Raw genomic sequence first — 24,941 nt, 5'->3', positions numbered from 1 at the left:
ATCGTCACGGCAAACCCGACCTCAGACCTCGATTAAGACCGCATCGGCCTCACTGCGACGCAGCGACAGAAAGAACCCATCGACTTCGACCTCGATCGGTCCGCCCAGCGGCGCGGCACGCAGGAGCCGCACGGGGGTGCCCGCCACTAGGCCAAGTTCGAGGATGCGCAGGGCCAGTTGCGGCTCGCCCTGCACCGAATGGACCCGTCCGGTCTGGCCGGGCAGGAGCTGTGACAGGCAACGCGCGGGGGCCAAGGCGTCGATCTCCTCAAGAGTCGTCCAGGCGGCGGGCCGGGACGGCGCGGCGGTGACAACAGCGGTCATTGGTACGATCTCCGGTTGCGGCGCGATAGTTAGGCATGCCTAACTACCAGGCGCCAAGAGAGCGGAGGTTTCCGGCCTCCGCGTCGACCTATCTACGCAAGAAAGCGCGACGCAGTCAACGGAATTTGGACAAAGTTTGACGGCCCTAAGTTGGTTTTGACAGTGTTCTAACGGGCGGGCCGGAGCGCCCCGGTTCAGCGGAACGGCGTAATCGCCAAGGCGACATTCCAGTACACCCCGGCCGAAGCGTAATAGCCGATGATCTCGTCGCGGAAGACCGCATGCAGGCGGGTCTCCGGAGTGAGCCGCAGCGAAAGATCGGGCCCGATGGCGAAGGCGTCGTGGGAAGTGTAGCGCCCGATGAACGCGAGCGACTCCTGGTGGCCGACCACAAAGTGGCCGTCGACACCCCCGCCGAGCGCCAGACGGTTCGTGACTGGCATCAGGAACCGGAACTCCACGGGAAACTCGTAGAGCCGTCGGTTGAACCAGCGATCCTTCCGCAGGTGGACTGCCGCGCCGCCGCGCAGATAAAGCTCGGGGCCACGGGAGCGGTCGCCCGAGGCCAGGATGAATTGGAGACCGGCGAGACTGGAGCCGTTGTCGTCGCCGACGGCATAGAGCAGGTTGCCGGTCGGACCATCCCAGTCGACGGCCATCCAGCCGAGCAGGGAGAAATGACGCGCGCGATCGACGGCCCACAATCCCCCCAGCCAGAGACGTTCGATCCCCCACTCCCCTGTCTCGTGGTAACGTTGCGAGGCATGCGAAACCGGCACCGCGATCACCGCGGCAACGTCCCCGGACAAACCGATCACGCCGGAGAAGACAAACTCCTCGCGCTCGTAGGCGATCATCGGGTATTCGGAGACGCTGGAGTGCGGGGTCTTGTCGCGGCCATCGAAGTAGGCCTCGGCCTTGTAGCGGTAAGTCGACAAAGCAAGACTGGTCCCGGCCGAGCGCCGCGAGAGATCGAGACGCAAGAGCGGATCGGCGCGGAAATAGAGGGCGGGCCACTGGGCGTGGACAGTCTCACCAAGCGCCAGCAGGCACAACAAGGTCAACGCTGGTCGCAGCAATCGGCGCATTGTCGGCGGGCTTTGGATTCAGCGCGAACGCGGCGCATGCCGCTGCTTGCGCAGTTCGGCGATCTCGTCGCGCAGTCTGGCGGCGGCCTCGAAGTCGAGTTTTTTCGAGGCGTCCTTCATTGCCTTGGTGAGGAACATGATCTGATCGTCGAGGGCCATCTTGTCGAATCCGCTGGGGCGCTTGACCTTTTCCTCCTCGACATAGACCTCCGACTTGGCGTCGGCGAAGACTGTGGCGCGGCGGATCTCCTCCTCGCTTTTAACGATGGTGCGGGGAATTATTCCATGCCGGGCGTTGTATTCCTGCTGAATCTGGCGGCGGCGGTTGGTCTCGTCGATGGCCTTCTTCATTGAGTCGGTGATCTGATCGGCATACATGATGACGGTGCCGCCAGCGTTGCGGGCGGCGCGTCCGGCGACCTGAATGAGCGACCGCTCCGAGCGCAGGAATCCCTCCTTGTCGGCATCGAGGATCGCCACCAGCGAGACTTCGGGCAGGTCGAGCCCCTCGCGCAACAGGTTGATCCCGACCAGGACATCGAAATCGCCCAGTCGCAGGTCGCGCAGGATCTCGGTGCGTTCGATGGTGTCGATTTCCGAATGCAGGTAGCGCACCCGGATGCGCATCTGGGCGAGGTAGTCGGCCAGGTCCTCGGACATGCGCTTGGTCAGCGTGGTGACCAGGACGCGTTCCTTGCTCTCAACCCGCTTGCGGATTTCGGCGATCAGGTCATCGATCTGCTTGTCCAGCGGACGGACGATGATCTCCGGATCGACCAGGCCGGTCGGGCGGATGATCTGCTCGACCACCACGCCGCCGGATTTTTCCAACTCGATGTCGGCCGGGGTGGCGGAGACGTAGATCACCTGGTCGAGCATCTGCCAGAATTCATCGAAGACCAGCGGGCGGTTGTCGAGGGCCGAGGGCAGACGGAACCCATACTCGACCAGCGTCATCTTGCGCGAGCGATCGCCGGCGTACATGCCGCGCACCTGCGGCAGGGTCTGGTGGGACTCGTCGATGATGGCGAGGAAATCCTCGCGCGGGAAGAAATCCAGAAGCGTATAGGGCCTCTCCCCGGCGGCGCGTCCGGCCAGATGCCGCGAGTAGTTCTCAATGCCGGAGCAGTAGCCGATTTCGCGCATCATCTCGATGTCGAAACGGGTGCGCGATTCGAGACGCTGGGCTTCGAGCAGTTTGTTCTGATCGCGCAATTCCTTGAGGCGGACTTCGAGTTCATCCTCGATGCGCGAGATGGCCTGGGTCAGGCGCGGGACGCTGGTGACAAAGTGCTTGGCCGGGTAGATCGCCTTGCGGTCGGTGCGGCGCAGGATCTCGCCGGTGAGCGAATCGACCACGGTGATGCGCTCGATCTCATCGCCGAAAAACTCGATGCGGATCGCCTGTTCCTCATAGGCGGGCATCACCTGTACGATATCGCCCTTGACCGAGAAGGTGCCGCGGGCCGAATCGAAATCGTTGCGGGTGTAATGGATGTCGATCAACTGGCCCAGCAGTTTGTCGCGCGCGATGGTCTGACCCACCTGCACGAAGACCATCATGTTCTTGTATTCCTCGGGGGAGCCGAGGCCATAGATACTGGAGACCGAGGCCACGATGATGACATCGGGACGCTCCAGCAGCGAGGCGGTGGCGCGCAGGCGGAGACGGTCGATGTCGTCGTTGATCGAGGTGTCCTTCTCGATGTAAGTGTCGGACTGCGGGACATACGCTTCCGGCTGGTAGTAATCGTAGTACGAGATGAAAAACTCGACCGCGTTGTGGGGAAAGTACCCCTTCAGCTCGCCGTAGAGTTGCGCCGCCAGGGTCTTGTTGTGGGAGAGGACCAGGGTCGGACGTCCCCACTGCGCGATGACGTTGGCCATGGTGAAGGTCTTGCCGGAGCCGGTCACCCCCAGAAGCGTCTGGTGGCGGGTGTTTTGCGCCAGGCCTTCCAGCAGGCGACGAATTGCCTCCGGCTGGTCGCCGGTGGGCTGGTAAGGGCTTTCGAGCGTGAAAACGCCGGGATGGGGAGCGCGAATCTGGGCCATGGCAGTCCTTGTACGGACGAAAGCGCAAGATAATACACGTCAAGGGGCGGGGAGGATCACTTCTGTTGGTGGGGACGCGGCTCAAGAGCCGCTTCTACGGAGTGGAATGACGGGGATTCCTTGGGGGCGCCAATATCCTGATTGCCGAATTTTGCTGCGACACCTGACAGTCAGAGGATCGCGAAGACGTATTTGGCGGTCAGGTACAGGCCGGCGAGGATGAAGATTGTGCCGGTCACGGTGCGGCCGATGCGTTCGATCTGCGGCAGACGGTGGAGGAAACGGCCGGCCCAGTTGGCGCCGAGAGCCAGCCCGATGCCGAGAGCGACCACCGGAAAGGCGGTGGCAATGCCGTAGAGGGCGGGATAGACCAGCGGTCGCTGGTGTTCCACCGCCAACGGCACAAGACTGCCGAAGAAGAGCGCGGCCGAGACCGGACAGAAGGCGAGCGCACACAAAAATCCCAACAGGCCCGCGCCGCCGGGGTTGCCGCCGCCGAGACGTTCCCCCCAGCGGGCCAGGGGCACACCGGGGGTGGCCGGCAGCGGCAGGAGTTTCAGCACGATCATGCCGACGAGGGTCAACAGCGGGCCGATCAGTTTGGCCATGACATCCTGCAGGGTGTTCGACAACGCCAGCGGTGTGGCCAGCGCGGTGGCAATCAGCGCGCCCAGCAGGGTGTAGGCCGCCACGCGTCCGAGGCCATAGGCCAGCCCGCTCCAGAAGACGCGCCGCGGCAGCGCCACCTGACGGCCGATGCAGGTCACCGCGGCGACATTGGTCGCCAGCGGACAAGGGCTGACGGCGGTCACCAGACCCAGCCAGATGGCGGTGCTGACACCGAACCAGAGATCGTTCATGGAGTGATCCCCATGAACGCGGCGACTTCGCCGGTGACGTAGTCGGCGAATTGCGCGCTGTCGCCGATCACATCCCAGATCTTGTCGAGGTTGCGCGAACGCATCGGCTTGCCATCCTGATACTGCACCAGCACCAGCGCCTGCGAGACCAGTTCATAATCCTTGATGAAATGCTCGTTGCCCGCCGCCTCGACATTGGTCGGCAGGAAGAGCAGCTTCCCGGCGCGCAACGCCGGACCAAAGTTGGCGAAGATGGCATCATGAGCGGACTGCTCGATCTTCAGGCAGGTCACGCAGCGGGCGGTGCGGTGAAAGTAGTAGGCGACATACTCGGCCGGCGCGGCGGCGACGGTGGCGGTCGATTCGCCGGCGTCGCGTCGCGGAACCAGCAGCCAGATGATGCTGGCGACAACGACGGCCAGCAGCGCGAATTGGAGAATGCGTTTCATGGTTTGTCCTTTCGTCCGATGGGCTCGGCTCGTGCCGCCGTCATGACAGCATCGTTTTGAGCTCGGACAGGCTCGGGACGCGCCCGCTGCACTTCACCGCGCCATCGACAACCAGCGCCGGAGTCATCAGCACGTTGCGGCTGACGATCTGCTGAATGTCGGTGACCTTGACGATTTCACATTCGAGTTTCAGCTCGTTGGCGGCCTCCTGCGTCACTTCGGCCAGTTTGTGGCACTTGGCGCAGCCGGGGCCGAGAATTTCGATGCGTTTCATCCCAACTCCTCTCAAAATGATCCAAACACCAGTCCGCTGAGCGTGGCGAATGCCACAACCAGCCCAGTGTACACAACGGTCCGTTTAACGCCGATGACACCGGCGATCACGATCATGCTGGGCAACGAGAGCGCCGGCCCGGCCAGAAGCAGCGCCAGCGCGGGCCCCTTGCCCATGCCGCTGCCGACCAATCCCTGCACGATCGGAACTTCGGTGAGAGTGGCGAAGTACATGAAGGCGCCGGCGATCGCGGCAAAGAAGTTGGCAAAGAGCGAATTGCCGCCGACGACGCCGGCGATCCACGTCGACGGCACCAGCCCTTCGTGGCCAGGGCGTCCCAGCAGGAATCCCGATACCAGCACGCCGATCAGCAACAGCGGCAGCATCTGCCGCGCAAATCCCCACGATGCGCCAAACCAGGCGGCGGACAGACCGGTGGAACGCGCCAACCGGATTGAGAGCCCGACTGTGGCGGCGGCGAAAGCGACTTCGGGATGGCGGGGAAACACGACGGCCAACGCGATGACAGAACAGGCGAGCAAGGCCACGGTCCGGAGTTTGTGGCCGTACCAGCGCACCATCCCCCAACCCAGCACCAGCGCCGCCGCGCCGGTCAGCCACCACTTGATAAGGAAGATCAGATGCCAGATACCGCCGGTGTCGCCGCCCTCGCTCCAATTGGCGAAGACCAGGATTGCGATCAGCGCCAGGAGGTGAACGAGCGTGTGCGAGACCGGCGGGTCGTCGCGCCCTTCGCCGACAACCAGCGGCGCGGCGCCGGAGTCGGGCCGCTCACGGAACAGCGCCGCCATCGCCAGCCCGATCACAACCGAGAAAACGACGGCGAAGATGGCGCGCGCCACGCCCAATTCCATGCCGAGGACGCGGGCGGTGAGGATGATCGCAAGCAGATTGATCGCCGGGCCGGAGTAGAGAAAGGCGATCGCCGGACCGAGGCCGGCGCCGCGTTGACGGATCCCGGCAAAGAGCGGCAACACGGTGCAGGAGCAAACGGCGAGAATAGTGCCGGTCACCGCCGCCACCGGGTAGGCGATGTACTTCTTCGCCTGCGGGCCGAGCAACTTGATCACGCTCTCCTGACGCACCAACACGCTGATGGCGCCGGCGATGAAAAAGGCCGGCACCAGGCAGAGCAGGACATGCTCGCGCGTGTACCAGCGCGCCAACTGGACGCTCTCGGTCACGGCGCGATCAAGACGCTCTCCGGCGGGAAGGAAGTAGAGGGCGAGGAAGCCGGCGACAATCCAGAGAACTGCTTCCCATTGATCGCGCCAATGGAAGTCGGAATCCATCGGTCAGTCATCCTTGGTCATTTGGCCAAATCGCCAAATATAGGACAAAAACAATCAGCGTTCGCTCTTCGCCATGGCCGACTCTTTTGAGATCGCCTCGACGCATTCGAAGAAGCGAAAGACGCAACGGGTGCGCAGACGGTAAAAGACCATGGACCCGCGCTTTTCATCCTCGACGATGCCGGCGTTGCGGAGGATGGAAAGGTGCTTGGAGACGGTGGACATGTCGGCGCCGACCAACTCGGCCAGCTCGCAGACACAGCGTTCGCGGGCGGAAAGCTCCTCGACCATCAGAAGGCGGCTCGGATGGGCCAGGGCCTTGATGATGTTGGCGCGTGTGGCGAGTCGTTTACGGTCGATGTTGGGCATGCGCTCCCCTCGTGTGCCCATGTTACGCTCCGCCTTCTTGGCTGTTTGGCAAATTCGCCAAGGTTGTGACAATGGGCGTCTGCGCGGATTGGGCCGGTGGAACGGTTTGCGCTCTAAGGGGTTAAATGTCTTGACTTGGGCCGGTGGATTGTTATCATGGGGGGCTTTGTGAGCGGTCTACTTTGGCTTTTACGGTCAGCGAAAGGTCGGGAATGGGTTACGAGGCAATCATCGAAACGGGCGGGCGTCAATTTGCGGTCGGCAAAGGGGACATTTTGCGTGTCCCGCATCTGGCCGGATCGGCCGGCGACAAGATCAACTTCGAGCGGGTGCTTCTGGTCCGCAAGGGCGACCAGACCAGGGCCGGCCAGCCGGTGGTTGCCGGCGCCAAAGTCGCCGCTGAGATTCTCGCGCAGGAGAAGGCCGACACGCAGATCGTCTTCAAGCTGCGCCGCCGTCACAATTCACGCAAACGCAACGGACACCGTCAGGAATACACCAAGGTCCGCATCACCGCGGTCCATGCCTAGACTCGAGTGGCTCGCCGCTTTGAGACTGTACGGCCGTCCATATCGCGGCGGATCTAAGTCCACCACCAGCGTCCATCCCGCAAACCGTCCTGTCGGGTGTCTCCGATGGGGCGGTTTGTTGTTGTGGCTGGCCGTCGCGCTGGCGCCGTGGCCGGCGCAGGCGCAGGGGGTGATGGTGGCCGACGTGGTGGTTGAAGGAGCGGTCACCACTGACGCGAAATTGATCATCAGCGTCGGCGGATTGGCCAAGGGCCAGATGGTCACCCGCGAGGACATGCAGAAGGCGGCGCACCAGATCTACGCGCTCGGGCTGTTTGAGGATGTGCGGATCGAGGCGGAGGATCTGGGCGGCCAGCTGAAGGCGATCATCAAGGTCAAGGAACTGCCGCGGCTGGGCCAGATCATCTTCAAGGGCAACGACAAGATCAAGGAGAAGGATCTGACCTTGCCGATCAAGCCCGGCCAGAAGGTCGGCCCGGCTAGGATCAAGGACGCCGAGACCGCCATCCGCAAGGCCTACCAGGAGAAGGGGTACTTCCTGGCCACCGTGACCGCCAAGACCGAGCCGGGGGTGGCGCAAGACGAGGTCAACGTCGTTTTCGAGATCGATGAGAAAAGCCCGGTCAAAGTCTCCAGGGTCGAGTTCATCGGCAACGAGAAGCTCTTCGACGACGAGCTCCAGAAGAGGATGTCCAACAAGCCGCGCGGGTTTCTGCGCTCGATCTTCGGCGGCGGGCATTTCAACCGCGAGAAGTATCCCGAGGACCTCAAGGCGGTGACCGACTTCTACCGCAAGAAGGGGTATCTCGACGCGGTCATCGTCGACGATACGATCATCCTCAACGACGAAAAGACGCACGTCGAAATCCAGATCACCGTCAACGAGGGGCCGCGCTACTACTTCGGGACGTCGTCGTTTTCCGGCATGGCGGTCTTAAGCGAGGAGCGCCTGCGGCGCGCGCTCAAGTACCAGCCGGGCGATGTCTACAATCAGGAGAAGTTCGAGGAATCCGAGCAGCAGATCTACAACGCCTACCTCGAAGAGGGATACCTCTACGTGCGCATGATCGAGGACACCAAGACGGTGGACTCGACGGTCAACATCACCTATGAAATCTCCGAAGGGGTGCCGGCGCACATCAACCGGGTGGACATCGTCGGCAACACCAAGACCAAGGACAAGGTGATCCGGCGCGAGCTGGTCTTGTATCCGGGGCAGGTGTTCCGTCGCTCGCTTCTGGAGCGATCGCTGCGCAACGTCATGCTCCTGAACTACTTCAGCAACGCGGTGCCGGAGTTCAACCAGCTGCCCGATGGCCGCGTCGATCTGACGGTGCGTGTGGAGGAGAAACCCACGGGGCAGATCCAGGTCGGCGGCGGGTATTCGGAGCAGGACAAGTTTGTCGGCACTGTCGATCTGGGCATCCCGAACCTGTTCGGCAACGGGCAGAGCGCCAATTTCCTGGTCGAGTTCGGCAAACGGCGGCAGTCGTATCGTTTGGGTTTCACCGAGCCGTGGCTGTTTGACACGCCGACCTCGGTGGGGTTTGACATCTCGCGGCTGGAGCGGACCTACGACGATCCGTACATTGCCGGTTCGGACGATTTCACGCAGAATTCCTCGGGGCTCTCGACGCGGCTGGGGCGGCGGCTGAAGTGGCCCGACGACTACTTCAGCGTCTATTGGAACTACCGTCTTGAGAATTTCGAGTACACCGACTTTTCCGACTCGGCGCTGGCGGCCTCGTACGACTACAGCGAGGGGCTGGTGTCGGCGACGTCGATGACGGTGTCGCGCGATTCGCGCGACCTGCCGGAGTTTGCCACGCGCGGCAGCCGGGCCAGTTACCGGACGGAGTTCGCCGGCGGCGCCCTGGGCGGCGACTGGAGTTACACCAAGCACAACTTCACCTACACGATCTTCCAGCGGCTCTGGAAGGGATTTGTCTTCTCGCCGTCGTGGAACGTCGGCGTGATCCAGGCCGGGGCCGGCGGCGGCTCGGTGCCGTATTCGGAGCTCTTCTACGCCGGCGGGATCCGTTCCGACGGGATGATCCGCGGCTACAGCGACCGCTCGATCGTCGCTTTCGAGGACACCAGCACGGTCGCCGAGCGTGAGGCCACCATTCCCGGCAACCGGATCGGCGATCTGGTCACTGGCCGTCTGCCGGAGTACAGCACGCTGGACACCGCGCGCGGGCAGGCGATCTACACGCTGAACGCGCAGGTTGTCTTTCCGGTGGTCAAGCAGCAGATTTATGGGTTGATGTTCTTCGATGCGGGCAATGTCTGGCTGAAGGCGACCAGCATCGATCCGTTCGATGTCTGGACATCGTATGGCTTCGGGTTCCGTTTGATGGTGCCGGGGATGGGGCTTCTGGGCTTTGACTTCGGCATTCCCCTCAAGGGGAACGACAAGGGCAAGTTGAAACCGCATTTTCAGTTCGGCGGGTCATTCTAACCGGACGCGCCGACTAGATGGGAGCGACTATGGGACGCACAAGTGGGCGGCTGGTCCGCTGGGGGTTGATCGCGCTGGCTGTGGCATGGGCTGCGGCCGGGATGACCGCAACCGCGCAGGCGCAGGGGAAGATCGGCTGGGTTGATCTGGACCGCATCCTGGGCGAATACGCCGAGTTCAAGGAGGCCGAGGAGTTGTTCCGCAAGGACGCGTCGGTCTGGGAGGCCGAATTCGACAGTCTGCAGGAAGTCTACTTCAACCGGCTGGAAGACTACAAGAAGCAGCAACTGATCCTCAACGAGGAGCGCCGCCAACAGCGCGAGGATGAGCTCAAGGCGCTGGAGCAGACGGTGATGGAGACTAAGACGCGCCTCGAGCAGCAGGCCGAAAAGCGCCGCGCCGAGCTGACCAACCCGATTCTGCAGAAGATCCAGGAAGTGGTGCAGACCATCGCCACCAACGAGGACTACGACTTTGTCTTCAACGCCTCGCAGATTTACATGACGCCGGCGGGGATCCAGTTCGCGCCGGTGATGTACGCCAAAAAGAAGCTCGACATCACCGACCGGGTGTTCGAGGAGTTGGCCAAGATCAAATGACCTTCACGCTGGCCCAGTTGGCCGAGCGTCTCGGCGCCCGGGTGGATGGCGACGGCTCGGTCGCGATTACCGGCGTGGCGCCGATTGAAAACGCCGGTCCGGGCCAGTTGTCGTTTCTGGCCAATCCCAAATACGCCGACCATCTGCGTACGACCGGCGCCGCGGCCGTGATCGTGGCGCCGGATCTGTTTGGCGTCCCGCGCGCGGAGGTCGCCCGCGGCGCGGCGCTCCTGATCCACGACAATCCGTACTTCACGTTTCTGCAGGCGCTGACCCTGTTTCATCCGCCTCCGCCCTCTCCCCCGCCGGGTGTCGACCAGTCGGCACGGATCGGACACCGGGTCCGTTTGGGTGACCGGGTGCATGTCGGGCCGATGTGCGTGATCGATGATGAGGCGGAATTGCGCGACGGCGCGGTGATTCTGGCCGGATCGTTTGTCGGCGCCCGCTCGGTGATCGGCGCCGACTCGATGATCGGCCCGCATGTGACGATCCTGCCGGGCTGCACGCTGGGGGCGCGGGTAAGGATTCATCCGGGCACAGTGATCGGCTCCGACGGGTTCGGTTACGCTCCGGTCAACGGAAAGCACGAAAAGATTCCGCAGGTCGGGGGCGTCACGATCGGCGACGATGTCGAGATCGGCGCCTGCTGCGCGATTGATCGGGCCACCATGGGCCAGACCGTGATCGGCCGCGGCACCAAAATCGACAACCTCGTGCAGATCGCGCACAATGTGCAGATCGGCGAGGATTGCATCATCGTTTCGCAGGTCGGCATCTCCGGCTCAACCAAGTTGGGCAACCATGTAACCCTGGCCGGGCAGGTGGGCCTGATCGGACACATCGAACTGGGCGACAATGTCATCGTCGCCGCCCAATCGGGCATCGTCAAGGACCTTCCCCCGAACACCATCTGGCTCGGCTCGCCGGCCGGCGAAATGGCGCATCAAAAGCGCGTCATTGCCGCCACGCATTCCCTCCCCGAGACCCTCAAGCGCCTGCGCGAATTGGAAAAGCGGGTGGCGGAGTTGGAAGCCAGGCAAAAGTAGGACGGGCGTTACCGGCCGCCTCTCTACCCGATTCATCAACAGAACGGACTTTCACGCTGCCGCAAACGGCAGTATGCCGCATGGCCGCGGCCACATCCGCGACCTAAGATCAAACAAAGATCCCAAGCCGCCCTCGCAACGAGCGCGAGGGCGGCTTGGGATGACGCGGTCGTGGTGATGGGCCATCGACCGAGCGGGATAGAAGGCCGTTGAGTCAGGCCTGGTATTTGATCGCATCCACGAAGAAGGGGCGCACGGCTGTGCGCCCCTGTGGCAGTCCACTGCGGATGAAACCTACATCCCCGGGCCGATCATCTTCTCGGGACGGACGATCTCGTCGAATTTCTCGCCGGTGAGGACGCCGAGCATGATCGCCGCCTCGCGCAGCGTGATGTTTTCGGCGTGGGCCTTCTTGGCGACCTTGGCGGCGTTGTCGTAGCCGATGTGCGGGTTGAGCGCGGTCACCAGCATGAGCGAGTTGTGCAGGAAGCGGTCGATGTTCGCCTTGTTGGCCTCGATGCCGACGGCGCAGTGCTCATCGAACGATTCGCAGGCGTCGGCCAACAGGCGGATCGAGTGCAGCACGTTGTGAATGATCACCGGCTTGAAGACGTTGAGTTCGAAGTTGCCCATCGCGCCGCCGCAGTTGACCGCGACATCGTTGCCGAGCACCTGGCAGCAAACCATGGTCATCGCTTCCGGCTGGGTCGGGTTGACCTTGCCGGGCATGATCGACGATCCCGGCTCGTTCTCCGGAATGTGCAGTTCGCCCAGGCCGCAGCGCGGGCCGGAGGCCAGCCAGCGGATGTCATTGGCGATCTTCATCAGTGAGCAGGCGAGGGTCTTGAGCGCGCCATGGGCATGCACCAACGCGTCATGCGCCGCCAGCGCCTCGAACTTGTTCGGCGCGGTGACGAAGGGCAAACCGGTGATCTCGGCGATCTTCCTGGCGCCCTTGACCGCGAAATCAGGATGGGTGTTGAGGCCGGTGCCGACCGCGGTGCCGCCCAAGGCCAGTTCATACAGCTCGGGGAGCGCCGCCTCCAGGCGGGCGATGTCGTTGTCCAACTGCTGGACATAGCCGGAGAATTCCTGCCCGAGCGTAAGCGGGACCGCGTCCATCAGGTGGGTGCGTCCGATCTTGATGATATCCTTAAACTCGCGTGATTTCTTGTCGAGTGTGTCGCGCAGACGCTTCACCTGCGGGATGAGGCGTTTTTTGATCTGCTCGGCGGCGGCGATGTGCATCGCGGTCGGGAAAGTGTCGTTGGAGGACTGCGCCTTGTTGACATCATCGTTGGGGTGGATCGGCTTCTTCGAGCCAATCTGCCCGCCGGCCAGCTCGATGGCGCGGTTGGCGATGACCTCGTTGGCGTTCATGTTGGTCTGTGTGCCCGAGCCGGTCTGCCAGACCACGAGTGGGAAGTGATCGTCGAGCTTGCCCTCGATCACCTCGTCGGCGGCGCGCACGATCAGGTCGGCCTTCTCGGGCGTCAGCAGCCCCAGTTCCCTGTTGGTGAGCGCCGCGGCCTTCTTGAGCACGCCCAGCGCGCGGATCAGTTCGCGGGGAAAGCGGTCCCCGCCGATCTTGAAGTTCTGACGCGACCGCTCGGTCTGCGCGCCCCAGTAACGGTCCGACGGGACATTGACCGGTCCCATGGTATCGGTTTCGACTCGTGTGCTCATGCGTGCCTCCGGATTGACAGTTGCCATGACAATACGCCAGTCAGAGTCCGGATTCAATTGCCGCTGTGGCAAAGCAGAGGAAGACTGTCAAAAACGCCATGATATCCCCAGCCAGCGCTGTCTGTCTCAACGTCGAGCAAGACGGCGGCGGGCTCCCTCACCCGTCCCGCCTGCGACGGGACGACTTCCCCGATGGCGGAAGTGAACTGAACCTGCAGGAACATCGGACGCGAAATGTCGCCTCCCGCGGCTTGGTTCACCTCTCCCTCAGGGAGAGGTCGCTGAGCCCGCAAGGCGAAGCGGGTGAGGGGTCAGGGCCGGGAACGACCGGCGCAACAAAAAGGCCGCCCGTGCGGGGCGGCCCGGCGGTCCTTATGGAGGACAAACTCAAACCTTGTCGATGTGCACGATGCGCTTGTCGCCCTTGCCGCCGACAAAACGCACGACCCCGTCGACCATGGCAAACAGCGTCCAGTCCTTGCCGATGCCAATGTTGCGTCCGGGATGAATCTGCGTCCCACGTTGGCGGATGATGATCGAGCCGGCGGTGACGAAGTTGCCGCCGTAGGCCTTGACACCCAACCGTTGGCCGTGCGAATCGCGGCCGTTGCGGGAAGAACCGACACCCTTTTTATGAGCCATTGCTTCGACCCTTTCAATAAAGCGGGGCGCCCGAAAAGCGCCCCACCAGAGACTCCAAGTATAAAGGTCCGCGCCTGGCGGCGCAAGCGTCTTTTGCCTACGCCGGGGCCGGGGTGGCCTTGGGCGGATCGGCCATAACCGCAAGGGAGAAAACCAGTTTCTCGCCGGAGGGATCGAGGTCGATGTTGACGGCGCAATCGCCGGCGAACTGGCCCCGCAAGATCTCCTCGGCCAGTGGATCCTCCAGATAGCGTTGGACCGCCCGGCGCAACGGCCGCGCGCCCAGATTCGGATCGTAGCCGCGCCGCGCCAGAAATTCGCGCGCCGACTGGGTCAACTGGAATGAGATGCCCCGTTCGGCCAGACGCTTGGCCACATCTTCCAGCACGATGTCGACGATCCGGGCAATCTCGCCGGTGCCCAGCGAATGGAAGATGATGGTGTCGTCGATGCGGTTGAGCAGTTCGGGATTGAACATCTTCTTCAGCTCGGCCAGCACCTTGCTCTTCATGTGCTCGTAGGAGCCCTGCACCTGCTCCTTCTGGAATCCCATCGCCTTTTCGTCCTGCAGCTGGCGGGTGCCGATGTTGGAGGTCATGATGACGACGGTGTTCTTGAAGTCGACCTTGCGTCCGAACGAATCGGTGAGCTGGCCGTCATCGAGCAGCTGCAGCAGGATATTGAAGACCTCCGGATGGGCCTTTTCGATTTCATCGAGTAGGACCACCGAGTAGGGCTTGCGCCGGACCTTCTCGGTCAGCTGGCCGCCCTCTTCGTAACCAACATAGCCAGGGGGCGCGCCGATCAGGCGCGAGACCGAGAACTTCTCCATGTACTCGGACATGTCGATGCGAATGAGCGCGTCGGCGTCCTCAAAGAGGAACTGCGCCAGGGCGCGGGCCAGCTCGGTCTTGCCGACGCCGGTCGGGCCGAGGAAGATGAACGAGCCGATCGGACGGCGCGGGTCGGAAAGCCCGGCGCGGGCGCGACGGATCGCCTTGGTCAGGACGGCAATCGCTTCCGCCTGCCCGATCACGCGGTTGTTCAACTCCTCTTCCATGCGCAGGAGTTTCTTGGACTCCTTTTCCTCCAGCCGGAAGACCGGGATGCCGGTCATCTTCGAGACGACCTCGGCAACGTCCTCGGCACTGAGGGTGTACATCGACTTCTCGCGGTCCTCAAGCCAGGTCTTCTTGCGGGCCTCGAGCTCCTCGCGGGCGATTTTCAGTTCGTCACGCAGACGCGCGGCGGTCTCGAACTCCTGGTTTTTGACCGCGTTTTCCTTGGCGGTCTGGATGTCGATGATCTTCTGCTCCAGGTCGGCGAACTCGCTGGGCTTGGTGCACGACTTCAGGTGCGCGCGCGAACCGGCCTCGTCGATGACGTCGATCGCCTTGTCGGGCTGGTAGCGCCCGGAGATGTAGCGGTCGGACAACTTGACCGCGGCAATGATCGCCTCCTCGGAGATCTTGATCTTGTGATGCTCCTCATACTTGGGCCTCAGGCCCTTGAGGATGGCCAGCGTGTCGGCGTAGACCGGCTCCTCGATCATCACGGTCTGGAAGCGGCGGTCCAGCGCGCCATCCTTCTCGATGTACTTGCGGTACTCGTTTAAGGTGGTGGCGCCGATGCACTGCAGTTCGCCGCGGGCCAGCGAAGGCTTGAAGATGTTGGAGGCATCCAGCGACCCTTCGGCGCCGCCGGCGCCGACGATCGTGTGCAGCTCATCGATGAAGATGATGACATCGTTGGAATTGACAATCTCGTTCATGACGGCCTTGAGCCGCTCCTCGAACTGGCCGCGGTATTTGGTGCCGGCCACCAGCGAGGTCATGTCGAGCGTGACCAGCCGCTTGTTTTCGAGCATCTCGGGGACATTCCCCTCGACGATGCGCTGGGCCAGCCCTTCGGCGATGGCGGTCTTGCCCACGCCCGGCTCGCCGATGAGCACGGGGTTGTTCTTCTTGCGGCGCGACAGGATCTGGCTGACACGTTCGATTTCGTTGTCGCGGCCGATGATCGGATCGAGCTTGCCCTTGCGCGCCAGTTCGGTGAGGTCGCGTCCGAAGTGGTCCAGCGCCGGGGTCTTGGATTTTTTGCGTTTCTTGCCGTACGCCGACGGCTTGCCGCCGCGGATGTTCTTCAGTTCCTCGTAGGCGTCCTTGTAATCGACATCATACATCGACAACACCTGAGCGGCGACCCCCTCCTCGTCCTTGAGCAGGGCCAGCAGGATGTGCTCGGTGTCGATTTCCTTCGATTTGAGCGCGCGCGCCTCCTGGCCGGCGACCTCGAGGGTCTTCTTGGCGCGGGCGGTCAGCGGCAGTTGACCCATGGTCATGGTGCCGCCGGAGGGCTGGACGACCTCTTCGACCGAGGTCTTCAATTCCGCCAGATCGATGCCAATATTGCTGATAATGTCGATGGCCATGCCCTCACCGAGCCGGATCAAGCCCAGAAGCAGGTGCTCGGTGCCGATGTAGTCGTGCCGCAGGCGGGCGGCTTCATCGCGCGCGTACTCGATCGCCTTGCGAGCGGCCTCGGAAAACATGTCGTTCATGGTGTCCTCTGCGGGCTTGGTCGGCGCCCCCCACGGGCGTCGGCGTCAGTCCCTCACCCCTATTATCGGCGGCGGTCGCCGTTTCGTTTGCAGGGAATACGACAAAGACGGTCAAGTCTAGTCCTTTGTGCCCCCGCTGGGCCGCCGCCGGGCCCGTTTTTTCGCCAGCCGCGCGCGCACCAGCTCGGCGCGCGCCACATCCCGTTCCTCCGGCGTCATGTCGCGTCCATAGGCGCGCTCCAGGTGTGCCGGCTGGGTGGCCAGCATCAATTCGTTGATCTGCGCGGTGTCCAATCCGAGCGGCTCGCCCATCGAGACACCCAGCCGCACTGCCGAGAGCAGGTTCATCACTTCCTGGGACGTGAGCACCCGCGCGTTCGACAAAATGCCGAAGGCACGCCAGATCTTGTCGCGGATCTGGTCGCCGGCGTCGGTGAACAGTGTCCGGCGGGCGTTGCCCTCATACATCATCAGTTGCTCGGTCACCTTCTCCAGCGAGTCGACCAGGTCCTCCTCGGTGCGGCCCAGCGTGGTCTGGTTCGAAACCTGGAAGATGTTTCCCAGGACATCCGATCCTTCGCCGTAGAAGCCGCGCACGTTTAGGCCGACCTTGTTGATCTGCTGCAACACGACGTCCATTTCCTTGGTGAGCACCAGTCCCGGCAAATGAATCAACACGGAGACGCGCAGGCCGGTTCCCACGTTGGTCGGGCAGGCGGTCAGGTAGCCCAGGCGGGTGTCGTAGTCGAAGCGCAGCACCTCGGCGAGGGCGACGTCGATTTCGCGGGCGCGGGCCATCGCCGCGCCGAGATCGAGGCCGGAACGGACCGCCTGAATGCGCAGGTGGTCCTCCTCGTTGATCATCAGGCTCGATTCGAGGGTGCCATCGACATACAACCCGCGCGGGAGGTCATCGCGCATGAATTCGGGGGAAATGAGGTGGCGCTCGATGAGCAGATCGCGGTCGTCGCGGTCGAGCGCGGCCGATTCGAAGAAGCCACCGTCGGCCAACGGCACGCATTTCTCGATGGCGGTGCGGACCAACTCCACCACCTCCGCGGCCTCGTTTGGCTCGGCGCGCATCGGGTAACGGTGCTTGGTCAGATTGCGGGCCAGCCGCACGCGGCTGGAAACCACTACGTCGGCGCGATCGCCGTCGCCCGACATCCAGCGGACCGGGCGCTTGACCACTTCATCGAAGGACGAGAACATACCCTGCCCCTTACGAGGACCGCCGCGACCGCCCGCTGCGCGGCAACGAGGCGGTGACGGCCTTGAGACGGTCGCGCAGTTCGGCGGCCAGTTCGAAATCCTCGCGTTCAATTGCCTGTCTCAAATCTTCCTTAAGACGAACCTCCTCCTCGACCGGCGAGGGGAGCGAGCGCAGCTGCGTCTCCGGGCCGCGTCCGCGGTGCTGCACCGCGCCGTGGACCTTGCGGAAGAGATCCTCCAGCGGGGCGCGGAAGGCGGTGTAGCATTGGCCGCAGCCGAAGCGTCCGATGCGCGAAAAATCGATGAAGCGCATGCCGCATTCGGGGCACACCAGCCGGGCGATCGGGTCGGAGGGCGCGCCGCCGCGCTGGACCATCGAGGTCAGAAACTCGGCCAACGGAAACGGGACATCGTCGAGCGGGTTGTGGAACCCCTTGCTTTTGGCGCACTCCTTGCAGAGGTGCATTTCGCTTTTGCGATTGTTGCGAATCTGCGTGAAGTGCACGCTGGCGTCGCGTTCGCCGCAGTTTTCACATTTCACGGGACACTCCCCTCCCCCGCGCCGGGGCACGGCGCAGTCCCCCTCCCACAGGGAATTAACGCCGCCTTGGCAATTCCGGCAACAGCATTCGGCGCACCCGGATACGGCCGTCTCAGCGGCCGTGGCGCTCCGGCTCCAGACGGCCATCGCGCATCCTATAGACTTCATCGGCGCGCCCGGCCAAATCTGGATTGTGGGTCGCCACCAACACCGACCGTGTGCCGTCCGCCACAATTGTACCCAACAGGGAGTGCAACTGTTCCGCGGTCAGCCGGTCAAGGTTGCCGGAGGGCTCATCGGCGATGATCAAAGGCGCGCCGGTGGCCAGCGCGCGCGCCAGCGCCGCGCGCTGCTGCTCGCCGCCGGACAGCTCACCGGGCATGTGACGGCCCCGTTCGGCCAAGCCCAGTTGCGCCAGTGTTTCACGCGCCCTTAAGACGGCTGTGCGGTAGTCGGCGCCGCCAATGATCAGGGGCAGCGCGACGTTTTCCTCGGCGTTGAACTCGGGGAGCAGATGATGGAACTGGAAGACAAAACCGACCGCGCGGTTGCGGTAGTGCGCCCGTTCCTCGTCGCCCATGTCATACGGCGACCGGTCGCCCCAGAGGACCTTGCCGGAAGAAGGCATATCGAGCCCGCCGACGATGTGCAGGAAGGTGCTTTTCCCGACACCGGAGGCGCCGACAATTGCAACGATGCGTCCCGGCTGAATCTCCAGGTCGATGCCGTTGAGGACATCGAGACGGCCATCGGGCGTGACGAAGTGGCGCGTGATGGCGACAGCACGGGCGATGGCGGCGGACGCGTTCATTCGTAGCGGAGAATCTCAACCGGATAGAGCCGGGCGGCGCGCCGCGCGGGGTAAATGGTGGCCAAAAACGAAATGAGAATCGCCAGCACGCCGACGACGATCACGTCCTCGGCGTCGACGATGACCGGCAGCGAATCGATGAAGTAGATCTCCGGCGGCAGCGAAACCAGATTGAAGGTGCTCTGCGCCCAGCACATCGCCAGCCCGAGCGCCAGCCCCAGCACGGTGCCGACGATGCCGATGATGCTGCCCTGCCACATGAAGATGGCGCGCACGCCGCTGGAGGGGACGCCCAGGGTCTTGAGCACGGCGATCTCGCGGCGCTTGTCGATCACCACCATGATCAGCGTTGAGACGATGTTAAAGGCGGCGACGGTGACAATCAGCGAGAGCGCGACGATCGCCCAGACCCGCTCGATTTCCATCCAACTGAACAGGTTGCGGTGCATCTGCATCCAGTCGGTGGCGTAGAGGTCACCGTCGAGGCGCGCTTCGATGCCGACGGCGACCTCATCGGCGCGGTTCCAGTCGGCCACTTTGGCCTGGAAACCGGTCACCTTGCCGGGCAGGAGGAAGAGACGCTGGGCGTCGGCAAGCTGAATGTAGCAGAGCGAGGCGTCGTATTCGTACATCCCGGTCTCGAAAATGCCGGTGACGACAAACTTCATGATCTTGGGGGGCATACCCTCGCTTAACGCTTCGCCGCGCAGACTGTAGAGCACCGTCTCGTCGCCGAGTGTGCAACCCAGACGGTCGGCGAGGACACGTCCCAGCAGAATCCCGCGTCCGGAGTCGGGCTTGAGCGTCCAGTCCCCCTTGACCATCGATTCGCACAGACGGGTAACCTCGGCTTCCTTCTCCGGAACAATGCCGCGCACGATGACACCGTCATTGGCGTCGGCCGACGAGATCGCCGCCTTGTAGTAGATAAACGGCGCGACGGCGACCACCTCATCGACGCCGGCAATCTGCGTTTCCAGCGGCTCCCAGTCGGCAATGCCGTCGGCAAAGCGGTGGAAGACCGAGATGTGGGCGGTGGTGCCGACGATCCGCTGTTTCACCTCGAGTTCGAATCCCTTCATAATCGCCAGCGCGAAGACCATGACCGAAGTGCCGACGATGACGCCGAGGATCGAAATGAGCGTAATCAGGGAGAGAAAACCATGGCGCTGCCGCGAACGGAGGTAACGTCGCGCGATGAAGGGGGCGTACGCCATGTCGCTTATACGCCGGTCAGGAGTCTTTCTCCGCGGCCCGTTCGGGACGCAGAGTCGGGAAGAGAATGACTTCCCGGATGGAGGGCGCGCCGGTGATGGCCATCACCATGCGGTCGATGCCGAAGCCCAGCCCGCCGGTGGGCGGCATGCCGTGCTCGAGCGCCAACAGGAAGTCCTCATCGAGCTGGTGCGCCTCTTCCTCGCCGCGACGCGCCGCCTCGGCCATCGCCATGAAACGGGCGCGTTGGTCGATGGGATCGTTCAGTTCGGTGAAGGCGTTGCCCAGTTCCTTGCGGCACATGAACAACTCGAAGCGCTCGACCAGCCCCGGCTTGCTGCGGTGCTTTTTGGCCAGCGGCGAAATCTCTTCGGGATAGTCGGTAATGAAGGTCGGCGCAACCAGGTCGGGCTGGACACGCTGCGAGAAGATCTCATCGACGACCTTGCCGTAGGAGGCGTTGTCGGGAATCTCGACATGGATGCGCTTGGCCTCGGCACGGGCCCGGACCGGGTCGGTATTGGTCAGGTCCACGCCGGTGCGCTCGCGGATGATGTCCAGCAACGGATACTCCGGCCAGGGCTGCGAAAGATCGATCGATTGGCCGTCAAATGGGATCTCCGGTATCCCGTTGACCTCTGTGGTGACGTGGATGTAGAGGTCGCGCAACATCTTCATGACATCGCGATAATCCCAATACGCCGCATAACATTCCACCATGGTGAACTCAGGATTGTGGTCGCGGTCGATGCCCTCGTTGCGGAAGTCCTTGCAGACTTCGTAGACGCGCTCAAAGCCGCCGACGATCAGCCGCTTGAGATACAGTTCGTCGGCGATGCGCAGGTATAAGTCGGTGTCCAGCGCGTTGTGGTGGGTGATGAAGGGCCGCGCCGCCGCGCCGCCATAGAGCGGTTGCAGGACCGGCGTCTCCACCTCCATGAAGCCGAGGTTGTCGAGGAAGGCGCGCACCGCCGAGACAATCCGGGTGCGCTTGCGGAATAATTCACGCACGTCCTCATTGGAAATCAGATCGAGATAGCGGCGGCGGTAGCGCAATTCGGTGTCGGTCAACCCATGCCACTTTTCCGGCAGGGGACGCAGCGATTTCGACAGGAGCGTGAAGCTCTTCAGATTGATTGTGATTTCGCCGGTGCGGGTCTTGAAGACCTCCCCCTCCACACCGATGAAATCGCCGAGATCGAGCCAGTCGAGACGGGCATAGAGATCGCCCAGAACATCGGCTTTGGCGTAGCATTGGATCTGCGCGGTGCCGTCGAGGATATGGAAGAAGGTGCTCTTGCCATGGGCGCGCCACGAGACGATCCGTCCGGCGGCCCGCACCATCCGGCCTTCCAGCGCTGCGAATCCCTCAAGAATGGCGCCCGCCTGGTGGGTGCGCGCGAACTCATGCGGGTAGGGATTGACCCCGGCGGCGCGCCACTGGTCCAGCTTGTGGCGGCGGTGTTCGAGTAACTCGGCGCTGGTGTCGTGGATGTGGTCGGTCATTGGGCCTCGTCGCCAGACCGCCAAAATACGGGGCGGCAGGGCACGGCGCAACGACGGTATCGGGGTGAACGCGCTGTCAATCAAGCAACCGTGCCACTTCCTGCTCCGTCAGCCGCCGCCAGTCGCCGGGTTGCATGCCGTGGACGGTCAATCCGGCGAAGGAGACACGGCGCAGGCGCATCACGCGGTGGCCGATTGCCTGCATCATCCGCTTGACCTCGCGTTTGCGTCCCTCGCGCAGCACCAGCCGGACGACGGCGCCATGGGGATGTTTTCCGGTCACGGCGGCGTCGGCGTGCGCCAAGGTCCGGTCGCCCAGGTCGATCCCCTGCCGCAACTGAGCCAGCGCCGACGGGGCCGGGATGCCCTGCACTTCGGCTTCGTAGATGCGCTCGATCTCGTAACGCGGGTGCATCAGCCGGTTGGCGCCGTCGCCATCGGACGTCAAGAGCAGAACGCCTTCCGTGTCTTGGTCGAGACGTCCCACCGGGATCAGTTGCGCGAAGATCGGCGGCAGGCGGTCGAAAATGGTCGGGCGCCCCCGGACATCGCGGCGGGTGGTCAGTGTCCCGGCGGGTTTGTGGAAGAGGATCCAGACATTGTCGGGGGAAGTCCGCGCGACCGGCCGGCCATCGACGGTGACGGTATCGACCGCCGGATCGACGGTGGTCGCCAGTTTGTCGACCGTAACGCCGTTTAAGGCGACGCGTCCGGCGGCGATGATCTCATCGGCGCGGCGGCGCGAGCCGACCCCGCACCGCGCCAGATAGCGGTTGAGGCGCTCGCGACCGGTCTCGGGACCGGAGTTGCCCATGGCTAATTGTCGAGATTCGGCGGCGGGGTGGCGCGGACATCCTCAACCGGCGCGGACTCGCCGGCGTCGGTTTCGGCGCCGTCGGCCTCCGGCAACCGCAGACGGAGCGCATGCTCGCCTTCGGCGGCCTTCTCGCGCATCTGCTCTTCGGTGCGCGCCGCCAGGAGGGCGGAGAGTTCCTCCTCGCGCGGCAGATCCTCGATGGAGTTGAGCCCGAAGTAGCGGAGGAACTCATCGGTGGTGCCATACAGCAGGGGCCGTCCCGGACCGTCCGACCGTCCCTTGATGGTGATGAGGTTGCGTTCCAGCAGGGTGCGCACCGGGGCATCGGCGGCAACGCCGCGGATGCGTTCGATCTCCGGCGTCGAACAGGGCTGGCGGTAGGCGATGATGGCCAGCGTCTCCAGCCCGGCGCGGGAGAGGCGTTGGGTCTTGGTCTTGACCAGGGCGGCCTCGACAATCGCGCCGAACTCGGGCAGGATGTACATCTGGTAGCCGCCGGCAACCTTGCGCACGCGCATCGGATGGCCGCCCTGCTCCAGACGGCGGTTGATTTCATCGACCACCGCATCGAGCGTCCAGCCGGTGTGGCCGTTGAGCGAATGGAGCATGGTCGGCGCCAGCGGCTCATGGGCGGCAAAGAGCACCGCCTCCACGGCCTGCACAAAGCGCTCGGCGTCGGAGTCGACGACGGCCACCTGGCCGGCGATCCGATTGGTCGGTTCGATCAGGGTGTCCATGTTTCGGCTTCCACGGGCGCGGCGGCCCGGATCAGGATCAGTTCACCAAAGGCGCGGTTCTGTCGCACGGTGATCCGGCGCAGACGCACCATCTCCAGTATGGCCAGGAAGGTCACCACCACCATCCAGCGCGCCGCCAGCCCGGCAAAGAGGGCGGCGAATTCAAGACTCTCCTGGCGTTCCAACAAGTCTTCCAGCTCGGCGATGCGTTCCTCGACGGTCTTCTCGGCGATCAGCACCTTGTGCTCGGTCTCATGCTCGATACGTGACACCACATCGTGGAAGGCCGAAAGCAGATCGTAGAGGGTCGAGTCCATGACAAAGCGCGACTTGGCCGGCAACGGCCCGGCGGAAAAGTCGGAGCGGGCGTAGATGAGGCGCTCCTCGTCCTCGCGCCGATTGAGGATGGCCGCGCCCTCCTTGAACTTCTTGTACTCCAGAAGCGCCGCCACCAGTTCCTCCCGCGGGTCTTCCTCGTCCTCTTCCTCCGGGTCGCGGGGCAGGAGCATCGCCGACTTGATGCGCAATAACGTGGCGGCCATCACGATGAATTCGCCGGCGATCTCGAGGTCGCACCACTGCATCAGACGCAGGAGCTTGAGGTATTCGTCGGTGATGCGGGCGATCGGGATGTCGGTGATGTCGATCTCGTCTTTGCGAATGAGGAACAACAGCAGATCGAGCGGCCCTTCGAAGATGTCGAGCTTAAACGACAGCGCGGAGGACGGCCCGGCGCCGATCACGTCGGTGGCGGCGTCAGTGGATACAACTTGGACGTCTTTGACCTTTCTGGCCATCGCGGTAAATCGCCCCCGCTTTTACGACCCCCTGAGTGGGGAATGTGGCCACCGATCCCCACCCCGGCAACAAGAAAATCGCCCCGGAAGCGATCAAAATTCGCCCTGCCCGCCGGGGGCGCCAGTGGGCGAGGAGCAGGGGCTCGATGGGTTCAGCGGCCCAGCTGGCGCTCCAGAGCGGCGGCGTAGAACGCCCCGAAGTCCGGCCCCTGGTCGGGATAGAGGTAGGGCTCGATCAATTCAAGTTCCATCAGCGCCAGTCGGCCATCCGGGCCGCGCATCATGTCGACGCGGGCATAAAGCAGCGGGCCATCGACCGCTTCGAGCACTTGCCGGGCCAGCGCGCGTTCGGCTTCACTGGGACGGTAGGCCTCCTCGCGGCCGCCATACATCGACTGAACCCGGTAATCCCCCGCCCGCGGGATCTTCTGGGCGCAGTGTGAGAAGACCCGGTCGAAGAAGAGAAACGAGAACTCCCCCTCATTGACCGCGGCGTGCAGAAAGGGCTGGATCATCGTCTCGCCCGGAGGCAATGCGTCGACGGGCGGGAGTGGATCGCCGCGACGGAGCCGTGCCTGCCGCCAGGCGGAGGCACCGACCACCGGTTTGACGACGATCTCATCAACACCCAGCTCATCGAAGGCGCGCGCAATGGTGGATGCGTCGGCGTTGGACCGCCACAGGGTCGGGACAACCGGGAGGCCGCGCTCGGCCAGCGCGCGCAGGTAGGTCTTGCGCATGTTCCAGCGCACCACCGGCAACGGGTTGAAAAGCGGCCGCTGGCGGGAGAAGGCCTCCAGCGCCGCGAGGAAGGCCTGCGGCTGCTCGGCGTAGTCCCAGGTGGTGCCCAGGACGAGGGCGTCATAATCGGATGGGGTCAGCGACGGATCATCCCAGACCACGGCGCGCAGATCGATGCCGCGGGCGCGGCAGGCGGCCTGCAGAGGGAGGAATTCGCGATCATGCTCCCAGTGGTCCTCGCGGAGATCGGGATGGCCGGGGAGCATGCAGCCGGCGGTGAGGAAGGCGACGGTGGGCATGCGACGCGC

General features: G+C 63.6%; 24 protein-coding genes. 4 read left to right on the top strand and 20 right to left on the bottom strand.

Annotation, left to right across the window (positions count from 1 at the left end):
• Positions 1-21: 21 nt before the first annotated feature.
• The 8 genes from VNN55_07825 to VNN55_07790 all read right to left on the bottom strand — a co-directional run bounded on the left by VNN55_07825 (position 22) and on the right by VNN55_07790 (position 6,750).
• On the bottom strand, positions 22-324 hold the full coding sequence (locus VNN55_07825; GenBank protein HWO57458.1) for a FeoA family protein: 303 nt from the start codon (positions 322-324) through the stop codon (positions 22-24).
• A 194-nt stretch (positions 325-518) separates the two neighbouring features.
• Positions 519-1,412: a hypothetical protein gene (locus tag VNN55_07820; GenBank protein ID HWO57457.1), complete on the bottom strand. Its 894-nt coding sequence runs from the start codon at positions 1,410-1,412 to the stop codon at positions 519-521.
• An 18-nt stretch (positions 1,413-1,430) separates the two neighbouring features.
• On the bottom strand, positions 1,431-3,464 hold the full coding sequence (uvrB, locus tag VNN55_07815; protein ID HWO57456.1) for an excinuclease ABC subunit UvrB: 2,034 nt from the start codon (positions 3,462-3,464) through the stop codon (positions 1,431-1,433).
• A 170-nt stretch (positions 3,465-3,634) separates the two neighbouring features.
• The gene (locus VNN55_07810; protein ID HWO57455.1) at positions 3,635-4,324 is read right to left on the bottom strand and encodes an aromatic aminobenezylarsenical efflux permease ArsG family transporter; all 690 of its coding nucleotides are present in this window, start codon (positions 4,322-4,324) and stop codon (positions 3,635-3,637) included.
• A complete protein-coding gene (locus tag VNN55_07805; GenBank protein HWO57454.1) occupies positions 4,321-4,773 on the bottom strand; it encodes a nitrophenyl compound nitroreductase subunit ArsF family protein in 453 nt (150 codons plus the stop codon). Before VNN55_07805 ends, VNN55_07810 begins: the two co-directional genes overlap by 4 nt.
• 40 nt (positions 4,774-4,813) lie before the next feature.
• Positions 4,814-5,047 carry a thioredoxin family protein gene (locus tag VNN55_07800; GenBank protein ID HWO57453.1) on the bottom strand — a complete coding sequence of 78 codons (234 nt, stop codon included), beginning with the start codon at positions 5,045-5,047 and terminating at the stop codon, positions 4,814-4,816.
• An 11-nt stretch (positions 5,048-5,058) separates the two neighbouring features.
• Positions 5,059-6,360 carry a permease gene (locus VNN55_07795; protein ID HWO57452.1) on the bottom strand — a complete coding sequence of 434 codons (1,302 nt, stop codon included), beginning with the start codon at positions 6,358-6,360 and terminating at the stop codon, positions 5,059-5,061.
• 54 nt (positions 6,361-6,414) lie between these two features.
• On the bottom strand, positions 6,415-6,750 hold the full coding sequence (locus VNN55_07790) for a metalloregulator ArsR/SmtB family transcription factor (GenBank protein HWO57451.1): 336 nt from the start codon (positions 6,748-6,750) through the stop codon (positions 6,415-6,417).
• 191 nt (positions 6,751-6,941) lie between these two features.
• Between VNN55_07790 and rplU the strand changes: the two genes are divergently transcribed.
• The 4 genes from rplU to lpxD all read left to right on the top strand — a co-directional run bounded on the left by rplU (position 6,942) and on the right by lpxD (position 11,368).
• Entirely contained in the window at positions 6,942-7,259 is a 318-nt protein-coding gene (gene rplU, locus VNN55_07785) for a 50S ribosomal protein L21 (GenBank protein HWO57450.1), read from the top strand.
• 118 nt (positions 7,260-7,377) lie between these two features.
• Complete coding sequence (gene bamA, locus VNN55_07780) at positions 7,378-9,720, top strand: outer membrane protein assembly factor BamA (GenBank protein ID HWO57449.1); 2,343 nt, start codon at positions 7,378-7,380, stop codon at positions 9,718-9,720.
• Positions 9,721-9,749: 29 nt separating this feature from the next.
• Complete coding sequence (locus VNN55_07775) at positions 9,750-10,319, top strand: OmpH family outer membrane protein (GenBank protein ID HWO57448.1); 570 nt, start codon at positions 9,750-9,752, stop codon at positions 10,317-10,319.
• Positions 10,316-11,368: a UDP-3-O-(3-hydroxymyristoyl)glucosamine N-acyltransferase gene (gene lpxD, locus VNN55_07770; GenBank protein HWO57447.1), complete on the top strand. Its 1,053-nt coding sequence runs from the start codon at positions 10,316-10,318 to the stop codon at positions 11,366-11,368. Before VNN55_07775 ends, lpxD begins: the two co-directional genes overlap by 4 nt.
• 294 nt (positions 11,369-11,662) lie before the next feature.
• Here lpxD and fumC read toward each other — a convergent pair whose 3' ends face one another.
• From fumC to VNN55_07710, 12 genes are all read right to left on the bottom strand, one after another.
• Entirely contained in the window at positions 11,663-13,054 is a 1,392-nt protein-coding gene (gene fumC / locus VNN55_07765) for a class II fumarate hydratase (GenBank protein HWO57446.1), read from the bottom strand.
• 387 nt (positions 13,055-13,441) lie between these two features.
• Positions 13,442-13,696: a 50S ribosomal protein L27 gene (rpmA, locus tag VNN55_07760; protein HWO57445.1), complete on the bottom strand. Its 255-nt coding sequence runs from the start codon at positions 13,694-13,696 to the stop codon at positions 13,442-13,444.
• A gap of 97 nt (positions 13,697-13,793) precedes the next feature.
• Entirely contained in the window at positions 13,794-16,256 is a 2,463-nt protein-coding gene (locus VNN55_07755) for an ATP-dependent Clp protease ATP-binding subunit (protein HWO57444.1), read from the bottom strand.
• A 117-nt stretch (positions 16,257-16,373) separates the two neighbouring features.
• Positions 16,374-17,468 carry a protein arginine kinase gene (locus VNN55_07750; protein HWO57443.1) on the bottom strand — a complete coding sequence of 365 codons (1,095 nt, stop codon included), beginning with the start codon at positions 17,466-17,468 and terminating at the stop codon, positions 16,374-16,376.
• Between the two features lie 10 nt (positions 17,469-17,478).
• The gene (locus VNN55_07745; GenBank protein HWO57442.1) at positions 17,479-18,009 is read right to left on the bottom strand and encodes a UvrB/UvrC motif-containing protein; all 531 of its coding nucleotides are present in this window, start codon (positions 18,007-18,009) and stop codon (positions 17,479-17,481) included.
• Positions 18,010-18,121: 112 nt separating this feature from the next.
• Entirely contained in the window at positions 18,122-18,820 is a 699-nt protein-coding gene (locus VNN55_07740; protein HWO57441.1) for an ABC transporter ATP-binding protein, read from the bottom strand.
• Positions 18,817-20,037, bottom strand: a complete 1,221-nt coding sequence (locus VNN55_07735) for a lipoprotein-releasing ABC transporter permease subunit (protein HWO57440.1) — start codon at positions 20,035-20,037, stop codon at positions 18,817-18,819. The genes VNN55_07740 and VNN55_07735 overlap by 4 nt, the downstream gene beginning before the upstream one ends.
• A gap of 16 nt (positions 20,038-20,053) precedes the next feature.
• A complete protein-coding gene (lysS, locus tag VNN55_07730) occupies positions 20,054-21,541 on the bottom strand; it encodes a lysine--tRNA ligase (GenBank protein HWO57439.1) in 1,488 nt (495 codons plus the stop codon).
• A gap of 76 nt (positions 21,542-21,617) precedes the next feature.
• On the bottom strand, positions 21,618-22,355 hold the full coding sequence (locus tag VNN55_07725) for a pseudouridine synthase (GenBank protein ID HWO57438.1): 738 nt from the start codon (positions 22,353-22,355) through the stop codon (positions 21,618-21,620).
• 2 nt (positions 22,356-22,357) lie between these two features.
• Complete coding sequence (gene scpB, locus VNN55_07720; protein HWO57437.1) at positions 22,358-23,095, bottom strand: SMC-Scp complex subunit ScpB; 738 nt, start codon at positions 23,093-23,095, stop codon at positions 22,358-22,360.
• The gene (locus VNN55_07715; GenBank protein ID HWO57436.1) at positions 23,083-23,892 is read right to left on the bottom strand and encodes a segregation/condensation protein A; all 810 of its coding nucleotides are present in this window, start codon (positions 23,890-23,892) and stop codon (positions 23,083-23,085) included. The genes scpB and VNN55_07715 overlap by 13 nt, the downstream gene beginning before the upstream one ends.
• Positions 23,893-24,044: 152 nt before the next feature.
• Positions 24,045-24,932: a hypothetical protein gene (locus tag VNN55_07710; GenBank protein HWO57435.1), complete on the bottom strand. Its 888-nt coding sequence runs from the start codon at positions 24,930-24,932 to the stop codon at positions 24,045-24,047.
• Between the last annotated feature and the right edge of the window lie 9 nt (positions 24,933-24,941).

This window comes from bacterium (assembly GCA_035559435.1).
Taxonomy (GTDB): Bacteria; Zixibacteria; MSB-5A5; order WJJR01; family WJJR01; genus JACQFV01.
The sequence above is the reverse complement of the archived record's forward strand: the minus strand, read 5'-3'. Positions and strand labels throughout refer to the sequence as shown.

Coding starts and splice junctions, on each gene's coding strand:
- VNN55_07825 (HWO57458.1), bottom strand. CDS start 324: ATGACCGCTGTTGTCACCGCCGCGCCGTCCCGGCCCGCCGCCTGGACG.
- VNN55_07820 (HWO57457.1), bottom strand. CDS start 1,412: ATGCGCCGATTGCTGCGACCAGCGTTGACCTTGTTGTGCCTGCTGGCG.
- uvrB (HWO57456.1), bottom strand. CDS start 3,464: ATGGCCCAGATTCGCGCTCCCCATCCCGGCGTTTTCACGCTCGAAAGC.
- VNN55_07810 (HWO57455.1), bottom strand. CDS start 4,324: ATGAACGATCTCTGGTTCGGTGTCAGCACCGCCATCTGGCTGGGTCTG.
- VNN55_07805 (HWO57454.1), bottom strand. CDS start 4,773: ATGAAACGCATTCTCCAATTCGCGCTGCTGGCCGTCGTTGTCGCCAGC.
- VNN55_07800 (HWO57453.1), bottom strand. CDS start 5,047: ATGAAACGCATCGAAATTCTCGGCCCCGGCTGCGCCAAGTGCCACAAA.
- VNN55_07795 (HWO57452.1), bottom strand. CDS start 6,360: ATGGATTCCGACTTCCATTGGCGCGATCAATGGGAAGCAGTTCTCTGG.
- VNN55_07790 (HWO57451.1), bottom strand. CDS start 6,750: ATGGGCACACGAGGGGAGCGCATGCCCAACATCGACCGTAAACGACTC.
- rplU (HWO57450.1), top strand. CDS start 6,942: ATGGGTTACGAGGCAATCATCGAAACGGGCGGGCGTCAATTTGCGGTC.
- VNN55_07775 (HWO57448.1), top strand. CDS start 9,750: ATGGGACGCACAAGTGGGCGGCTGGTCCGCTGGGGGTTGATCGCGCTG.
- lpxD (HWO57447.1), top strand. CDS start 10,316: ATGACCTTCACGCTGGCCCAGTTGGCCGAGCGTCTCGGCGCCCGGGTG.
- fumC (HWO57446.1), bottom strand. CDS start 13,054: ATGAGCACACGAGTCGAAACCGATACCATGGGACCGGTCAATGTCCCG.
- rpmA (HWO57445.1), bottom strand. CDS start 13,696: ATGGCTCATAAAAAGGGTGTCGGTTCTTCCCGCAACGGCCGCGATTCG.
- VNN55_07755 (HWO57444.1), bottom strand. CDS start 16,256: ATGAACGACATGTTTTCCGAGGCCGCTCGCAAGGCGATCGAGTACGCG.
- VNN55_07750 (HWO57443.1), bottom strand. CDS start 17,468: ATGTTCTCGTCCTTCGATGAAGTGGTCAAGCGCCCGGTCCGCTGGATG.
- VNN55_07740 (HWO57441.1), bottom strand. CDS start 18,820: ATGAACGCGTCCGCCGCCATCGCCCGTGCTGTCGCCATCACGCGCCAC.
- VNN55_07735 (HWO57440.1), bottom strand. CDS start 20,037: ATGGCGTACGCCCCCTTCATCGCGCGACGTTACCTCCGTTCGCGGCAG.
- lysS (HWO57439.1), bottom strand. CDS start 21,541: ATGACCGACCACATCCACGACACCAGCGCCGAGTTACTCGAACACCGC.
- VNN55_07725 (HWO57438.1), bottom strand. CDS start 22,355: ATGGGCAACTCCGGTCCCGAGACCGGTCGCGAGCGCCTCAACCGCTAT.
- scpB (HWO57437.1), bottom strand. CDS start 23,095: ATGGACACCCTGATCGAACCGACCAATCGGATCGCCGGCCAGGTGGCC.
- VNN55_07715 (HWO57436.1), bottom strand. CDS start 23,892: ATGGCCAGAAAGGTCAAAGACGTCCAAGTTGTATCCACTGACGCCGCC.
- VNN55_07710 (HWO57435.1), bottom strand. CDS start 24,932: ATGCCCACCGTCGCCTTCCTCACCGCCGGCTGCATGCTCCCCGGCCAT.